Annotated in this window: 6 protein-coding genes and 2 pseudogenes; 4 read left to right on the top strand and 4 right to left on the bottom strand. The window is 59.5% G+C overall.

Annotated features, from left to right (window positions below):
* The 4 genes and pseudogenes from DAD99_RS10695 to DAD99_RS10710 form a co-directional block, all read right to left on the bottom strand.
* Nucleotides 1–175: pseudogene (locus DAD99_RS10695) on the bottom strand (IS1380 family transposase); the annotation flags it as partial.
* Nucleotides 176–533: 358 nt separating this feature from the next.
* Complete coding sequence (locus DAD99_RS10700) at nt 534–2,018, bottom strand: APC family permease (RefSeq protein ID WP_193341522.1); 1,485 nt, start codon at nt 2,016–2,018, stop codon at nt 534–536.
* A gap of 485 nt (nt 2,019–2,503) precedes the next feature.
* Nucleotides 2,504–3,211: a cache domain-containing protein gene (locus tag DAD99_RS10705; protein ID WP_185262137.1), complete on the bottom strand. Its 708-nt coding sequence runs from the start codon at nt 3,209–3,211 to the stop codon at nt 2,504–2,506.
* Nucleotides 3,208–3,897: an FCD domain-containing protein gene (locus tag DAD99_RS10710; RefSeq protein WP_309233247.1), complete on the bottom strand. Its 690-nt coding sequence runs from the start codon at nt 3,895–3,897 to the stop codon at nt 3,208–3,210. Before DAD99_RS10710 ends, DAD99_RS10705 begins: the two co-directional genes overlap by 4 nt.
* Nucleotides 3,898–4,253: 356 nt before the next feature.
* On the opposite strand from DAD99_RS10710, the gene hxlB reads away from it, so the two are divergent.
* From hxlB to DAD99_RS10730, 4 genes and pseudogenes are all read left to right on the top strand, one after another.
* Complete coding sequence (gene hxlB / locus DAD99_RS10715; RefSeq protein WP_185262139.1) at nt 4,254–4,853, top strand: 6-phospho-3-hexuloisomerase; 600 nt, start codon at nt 4,254–4,256, stop codon at nt 4,851–4,853.
* Nucleotides 4,854–4,908: 55 nt separating this feature from the next.
* Entirely contained in the window at nt 4,909–5,532 is a 624-nt protein-coding gene (gene hxlA, locus DAD99_RS10720; protein WP_185262140.1) for a 3-hexulose-6-phosphate synthase, read from the top strand.
* 150 nt (nt 5,533–5,682) lie between these two features.
* Nucleotides 5,683–5,898 (top strand): hypothetical protein, encoded by a 216-nt coding sequence (locus DAD99_RS10725; protein WP_185263885.1) that lies wholly within the window; start codon nt 5,683–5,685, stop codon nt 5,896–5,898.
* 46 nt (nt 5,899–5,944) lie between these two features.
* Nucleotides 5,945–6,632, top strand: a pseudogene (locus tag DAD99_RS10730) (glucose-6-phosphate dehydrogenase); the annotation flags it as partial.

Here is a 6,632-nt window from a genome sequence, read left to right on the forward strand (position 1 = left end):
CGGGCCGGTGCCAGGCGCCGGAGGGGACGAACTGGCCCAAACGGTCTTCGCATAGGTCCCTGAATCCGAGCGCGTCAACAAAAGACGTCACCACGTTCAGCCCGGCATGGGAGACCAGCGACTGCTCCGTCGTGGCAACAGGAAGGGACGGGAAAACTCCGGTAATCTTGGACATCAGAAAGGTGCTTCTTTCAGCCGGTGGATCAGTGCGTCGACAACACTATTTTCCCAGCTCAGAAGCACCTTTCGTCGCTTTAACACACCCCGCGGGCGACAGCCTCATGAAAACCCCGGGTTAGTGTTTATTTTTCGTGGGAACTATTGACAGGTAGGGAACCGCCGGAAAAGCGCAACGGTGGATGCCGGCCCCCCGTAAGGGCCCGGCATCCACCGTGAAACATGCGTTTACCACCGTCCGTCCTGGTGCGCCGGGCTAGGACAACGCCTGTACTACCCCGTCATGCGTCAACCCCGGTGGACATGATCGGGACACGTGTGCAGGACTCTTTCGGCGGAATCCCCGGCCGGTTACGTCACCTGGGATTTGGAACCGGTCGAAGATCCCCGGCGTCGTGGTCTGAAGACGGTGCTGTGGCTGCTTTGTCATTCAGCCGACGGGATTCACGCTGGGTATACAACCAGATGGGCAAATAGAGCGATAGTACGAGGAAACCCACCCAGGTTGAGGTCCAACCGACCTCCAGGCTGTTCAGGTACACCACGCCCACCAGGCATAGGGGTAGATTGAACAGGCCAAAGATCATGGCGACGTGTTTCCAGCCCTTGGGTGCTTTGAAGGGCCGTTCGAGGTTGGCGAAGGACGGGTGATTCTTAGCCCTGACATATGCGAACAGGCTGATGCCGTTGGCGCAGGTGTAACCAATTGCGGACGCCGCAAGTATTGCCGCCGGCGTTCCCATCGAAATCAGTACCAGGTTGAAGGCCCCGATGACCAGCATCGCGACAAACGGAGTGCCCTGGCGGTTCGTCTTGCCGAAGACCCTGGGGAGGTTGCCTTCGCTCGACATGGAGTGCATGGCGCGGGAAGAGCCCAGATAGGCCGTCTGGATGATGAGGATCATGGCGGCGATCAGCATGATGATGGTGACCATGGTGCCTGCCTGGCCAAAGACTGCCTGGGCCACTGGAATCAGGGGCGACAGGGGCTCGGCCAGTACACCCTCAACACCAAGCACGCCGATCACCGCAGATTGCACTAAGACAAATGAGAAGAAGCAGATGATGCCGCACGCATAAAGCGCTTTGGGAACATCCTTGGACGGGTTTTTGTATTCGGGGCCGTAGATGGCTGCTGTTTCCCAGGCGCAGGCACTCCACTGAGCGATCGCAAAGATGCCAAAGAGAATCAGGATGTGGTGCATGTCCCAGGCCCAGTCCGCCGGCATCCAGCTGCCGGTGATGTTTGACATGTCGACTTTCCCGGTCGCGAAAGGCGCCACGGTGAGGACAACCAGGGGTATAAGAGAGAACGCAGCCAGGATGTACCCCAGTTTGGCGCCGTCCTTGAGACCGAACCAGTTGACGATGAACAACCCGGTGAAAATCACCAGGCCTGAGATCAGTGCGAGCTGGTACTCGGTGAATGTCTCGGCCAGAACCGGAAACAGCCCGTGCAGGTATCCGCCCACCAGGATGGAAAAAATTGCCAGTACAGGATTCCAGGCGAACCAGTAGCTCCACGCGCTGAAGCCACCGATCAGCTTGCCTTTGTCGTACTTGCCCTTGTAGTTCTCCGTCCGGAATACATGCTGGGCGAACCCCGGCAGGCCGGAAGCCTTGGGGAACGTGGTGGCCATCTCGGCATACGCCGTGCTCTGCATAAAACCCTGAAGGACCGACAATCCCCAGATGAGAATTGCTGCGGCGGACACATACATCGGCAGATAGCCCAATGAGGGCAGAATCAGCAAGGGCACACCCAGCGCAATGGCCAAACCCTGCTTCCAGTCGATCGACCGTTCCAGGTGATCGGTGCCGTCTGAACGATTTTCACTCATAAAATCTCCCTAAAACTACTCTAGTCGTCTCTGACTTCTTCGTTATGGAACTCTTTTTCTTGAATCTTCCAGTGGCGGTGCAAGAACACATCTGTCCAGCCCGGCATGTGGTATCACGGCGCCATCCGGCAGCACGATCTTGCAACTGCGTGAAGGTCCGGACGGCGGACTGGCAAGTAAAACGAGGCAGGCTCCGGTGCGCGCAGTGGTAGCGCCAACGTGCTAGGCCGACAGGTGCGGCAGGGGGGTCGCTCGCAAAAACACCTTCAGGGTTGAGCTCTCGTGACGTGGACAAGGGTGTTGTCCGAGCCCGGGAAATTCTTCCTCTGGTGCCGAAAGACTCGTGACTGCTCCGAGGTATGGCATGTGAAACAGATCACCCCCAGAGGTTACAGCCTAAAAGCTCTATTGCGATAGCTTTTATTCGCCGAACTTTTCCAGCTTCGGTGCAACCAGCGTTGACCCGTGCCTGGGAAAGTTCGCACCTAGACAGCGAAAATCAGGGAAAGCCCAAGGTGTGGGACGTCCAGGGCCATCCGATGCTGGCCGGGCAAACCGGATTTAATCCGCTCACCAACGAGGTATAAACCGGAGTTGCCGAGAATGACGCGATTGCTGGCATTGACGAGGGCCGCATCTCCGGGAATGGCGCGCAGAGTGGGCATGATGAGGGGTTCCAGGTCCCTGATCCGGATGTCGCATGCAGCCACGCCCGTGAAACGCCCGTGGACAGAAAGCGGGGCCGCAAATGTCAGGATGTATTCCTCGAAGCCGAGGAAGTCCACATATGGCCCCCATACGCTCTGCTCACCTGTGGAAGCGGCGGTGGAGAAGAACGGCAGCTTCTCATAGTCGTAATAACGGCTGCTGCCTGGAGTCATGTCGAGGTCGAGCCTGCCGATGGTGCCGTGTTCCTTGCGGGCCCACCAGTCCAAAGCCGGTACCCCCTCCTCGATGGTTTCCACGGCGAAGAATGTCCCGGCCCCTGCTGCGTAACTGTTCTTCGTCAGGAAATCCCGGGGATATTCATCCAATCCCTTGAGGACCGCCTTACCTGCTTTGGACTTGTCGGCGAGATTTCGTTCAAGGAGGGAAGAAACGTCGCTGGAGAGCTTCGTGACCTCCGTGCAGACGCCGCTCATCCAGGAAGAAAGGTCGGATGCAGCATGTACGACTTCAACGGTGGGCTTCATTGACCATCCTGGTTTGATTGGGCGTAGCCGAGGGTCAGTTTCTGGTCGATCAGGTGGAAAATGTTCCGCCTGATGTGCTCAAGGACAAGGTTTTGGGCCTTCTCCGGCTGGTCTTGGGCTACTGCCCGGACCAATTCCAAGTGTTCTGCGGTTGCCTGCTCGGGGTCAAATGCCACCGTGAGGGGAGTCCAAAGCTGCTGGACTGTTTCTTCCTGAAGCCGTATTTCCGCGTTGGCGAGCCTTGGCGATTGCGCGGCTATTGCCAGCTCGATGTGGAAGCGGCTGTCAGCAGGTGCACGCACTTCGGGGGTGTCGGCCAGAATTAATGCCCTCGCAAGTTCCTGAAGGCGCTCGAAGTCGTGTGCTTCTGCGCGCTCACAGGCCAGACGGACGGTGGTGGCTGCTATAGCGGAATGTTCGTCACCGATGTCACGTATTTCCGAAATTGACGTCGAGAGGAACCAATCCCGAATGACGTCCTTCTGCGTACGAGGCTGGTTGACCACGAAGGTTCCCCCGCTTCGGCCCCTGCGGGTCTCGACGATCCCCCGCTCGCGCAGTTCCCCCAAAGCTTCGCGAAGAGTGGCGCCGCCAACCCCAAACATTTCCGAGAGGGCCGCTTCGGGTGGCAAGCGTTCGCCCACTTTAAGCAGCCCAAGGCCGATGGCCTTGGTAATTCTGTCCACAATCGCATCGGCCCTCTCGATTTCGGGCAGGGACCGATAAATCTGGGACTGGATTGATGACGGCGAGGCCAAAAGTCTGCGCTCCGGAAAATGGGTACGGGTCGATCAATGACAAGCAGCCCGGATGGTACGTGAGTGGACTTAACTCGTTCTCCAGAGTCTATGCAATGAATCCTTCAAACCTGCGGCTTTTCGGCACTCCCTGGCCTTCGGCTCGGCACCACCAATCCTAAAGTGTAGTCAGAACCGTCAGAAAACAGTGTTACCCCCGCCCTTTCGCTTCGGGAGTATGGATATCAACCACAAAGCATCGTTCGACCGGATCCCGGCCGACGACCGAATGGAAGGGACAAAACGTGACTCCGACAGTAAATACAACGCTCACCGGATACAGCACCACCGGTGACATTGTCCGGAATCTCGCTCTTGTACAGGACGAGATCGCGGACACAGCGGCCAAGATCGACGAGCAGCAGATCGCCGACGTGGCCCGCCACCTTAGCCATCCTGGCCGGGTGTTCGTCGCCGGAGCCGGCCGAAGCGGCCTGGTGCTGCGGATGGCCGCCATGAGGCTGATGCACCTTGGCCTGAACGTCCACATTGCCGGTGACACCACCACGCCCGCAATCGCCTCCGGTGACCTGCTCCTCGTGGCCTCGGGATCGGGAACGACCTCGGGAGTAGTCAAGTCAGCAGAAACAGCGGCGAAGGCCGGAGCGCGGATTGCGGCGTTCACCACCAGCCCGAGTTCACCTCTCGCCGGGCTTGCTGACGCTGTGGTGATCATTCCCGCCGCGCAGAAGACCGACCACGGCTCCAGCGTTTCGCGCCAGTACTCCGGGTCGCTCTTCGAGCAGGTACTGTTCCTCGCCACTGAAACCCTGTTCCAGTCCCTGTGGGACAACACCGACGTACCGGCCGAAGAGCTCTGGCTCCGCCACGCCAACCTCGAATAACCGAACCACAATTTTTCACACCCACCGCAGTTCCCAACAGAAGGAAAACAACACCATGAAACTCCAAGTTGCTATGGACGTCCTGACCACCGAAGCCGCCCTCGAACTGGCCGGTCAGGTCGCCGAGTACGTCGACATCATCGAACTCGGCACCCCCTTGATCAAGGCTGCCGGCCTCTCTGCCGTCACCGCCGTCAAGAACGCCCACCCGGACAAGATCGTCTTCGCTGACATGAAGACCATGGACGCCGGAGAACTTGAAGCCGACATCGCTTTCAAAGCCGGCGCCGACCTGGTCACCGTGCTCGGCTCTGCCGACGACTCCACCATCGCCGGCGCCGTCAAGGCAGCCAAAGCCCACAACAAGGGCATCGTCGTTGACCTCATCGGCGTGGCAGACAAAGTCACCCGCGCTAAGGAAGCCCGCGCCCTGGGTGCCAAGTTCGTAGAGATGCACGCCGGTCTCGACGAGCAGGCCTTGCCGGGCTTCGACCTGACCGGGCTGCTCCGCGCCGGAGCAGAAGCGCGCGTTCCGTTCTCCGTCGCAGGCGGCGTGAAGCTCGCCACCATCGAAGCAGTTCAGAAGGCCGGCGCCGACGTAGCCGTCGTCGGAGGCGGCATCTACAGCGCGGCAGACCCGGCACTGGCAGCCAAGCAGCTCCGCGCCGCCATCAACTAACCAGCCGGAATGTCTTGCCCGTACTGCCCGCGGAGATACGTCACCGCGGGCAGTACACGTTCGGTGTAAGAACCAAGAACACAACACACCCCAAGGATGAGGGGTTTGGCACATTGGGGGACCGGATCCCTGGAAAGGAAGCTGTTCATCATGCGTAGTCAGGCCACACACAATTTGGAAGTCATCGTTACCGAGCCTGGTCGGCTTTACGAGTTGCTCGACCATGCAGAGGCCGCGCTCCGCCAGGTAGCGACGCCTCATTGCTATGCCGGCATTCTGGTCACCCGCCATGATCCCAGCCGCTACACCCTCGCACTCAGCGACACCGTTCCCTATGGGGAGACCCGCGAGCAGATACTCTCGTGAGCGTCGGTCGGCTGCCGCACTGTCTTGCCGAAAGTTAGAAGCAACCATGTCAGTTACTTACGTTGATTCACGTGTGAGGTCTGGACTTAGGTCTGGCCGTAACCCGTTGCGGGATCCGCGTGATCGTCGCCTGAATCGGATTGCCGGTCCGTCCTCGTTGGTGCTCTTCGGGGTGACGGGTGATCTTGCGCGTAAGAAGCTCATGCCGGCTGTGTATGACCTGGCGAACCGGGGGTTGTTGCCGCCGAGTTTCGCGTTGGTGGGTTTCGGTCGGCGTCCGTGGTCGGACGCGGAGTTCGCTGCGGAGGTGAAGGCGTCGGTGCAGGCGTATTCGCGGACGCCGTTTGATGAGGCGGTGTGGAACCAGCTCGCTGAGGGTATCCGTTTTGTTCGGGGTGAGTTCGACGACGATGATTCGTTTGAGCGGTTGGGGGAGACTGTCGCGGCCCTTGATGAGGTCCGCGGGACGCGGGGTAATCACGCGTTTTACCTTTCGATTCCGCCGAAGGCGTTTGAGCAGGTCTGCCGCCAGCTGTCCAAGCACGGGCTCGCGCAGGCTGAGGGGGATAAGTGGCGGCGGGTGGTGATCGAGAAGCCGTTCGGGCATGATCTGGGCTCTGCCCGGGCGCTCAATGAGATTGTGGAGTCGGTGTTCCCGCCGGATGCGGTGTTCCGGATCGATCATTACCTGGGTAAGGAAACGGTCCAGAACATTCTGGCGTTGCGGTTCGCGA

Origin of the sequence: Pseudarthrobacter sp. AB1 (assembly GCF_014926485.1) — a bacterium.
Classification (GTDB): domain Bacteria; phylum Actinomycetota; class Actinomycetes; order Actinomycetales; family Micrococcaceae; genus Arthrobacter.

Coding starts and splice junctions, on each gene's coding strand:
- hxlA (WP_185262140.1), top strand. CDS start 4,909: ATGAAACTCCAAGTTGCTATGGACGTCCTGACCACCGAAGCCGCCCTC.
- DAD99_RS10705 (WP_185262137.1), bottom strand. CDS start 3,211: ATGAAGCCCACCGTTGAAGTCGTACATGCTGCATCCGACCTTTCTTCC.
- DAD99_RS10700 (WP_193341522.1), bottom strand. CDS start 2,018: ATGAGTGAAAATCGTTCAGACGGCACCGATCACCTGGAACGGTCGATC.
- DAD99_RS10725 (WP_185263885.1), top strand. CDS start 5,683: ATGCGTAGTCAGGCCACACACAATTTGGAAGTCATCGTTACCGAGCCT.